Source organism: Synechococcus sp. R55.2, assembly GCF_047462075.1.
GTDB lineage: Bacteria > Cyanobacteriota > Cyanobacteriia > Thermostichales > Thermostichaceae > Thermostichus.
In genome coordinates this window covers 1-502 of sequence record NZ_JANSIH010000388.1, presented here as the reverse complement: position 1 = coordinate 502, position 502 = coordinate 1, and the positions used below count along the sequence as shown (strand labels likewise).

Annotated in this window: 1 pseudogene; it reads left to right on the top strand. The window is 62.0% G+C overall.

Going from position 1 to position 502, the window contains the following annotated elements:
* Positions 1-502 (top strand): annotated as a pseudogene (locus tag NW838_RS12280) (hypothetical protein); the annotation flags it as partial.

Here is a 502-nt window from a genome sequence, read left to right as displayed (position 1 = left end):
CAGCCCGCCCGCCCCCGCGGGGGGCGGGGGGCCGGCCGGCAATCTGGGTTTGGCTGAGCTGGGGGGTGGGGGCCTGGTCTGCTCCCCTTTGTCGGGATCCCCTCTTGCTGCGGCAGATCTTGGCAGCTCTGGGCCGCCCGGAGGTGAAGGTAGAGGAGGTGGCCCTTTTTGATTCGGATCAGTGCCTTGTCCAACTGGTGCTGGATCGTCAGGGGTTGAGCGGATCCCTGCCGCCCGAAATAGGCCAATTTCGCCGGTTGCGAGCCTTGTCCCTCAGCCACAACCAACTTTCCGGCCCCATTCCGCCCGAGCTGGGGCAACTCGGCCAGTTGGAAAACCTGTTTCTCGATTACAACGAATTCTCCGGCTCCATTCCAGCCGAGCTGGGGCAGTTGCGAAACCTGCGCGGCCTGTTTTTGGATCACAACCAGCTCTCTGGGCCTATTCCCCCCCAACTGGGGCAACTGCACCATCTGGAAACTGTATCTTATAAACATCTGAC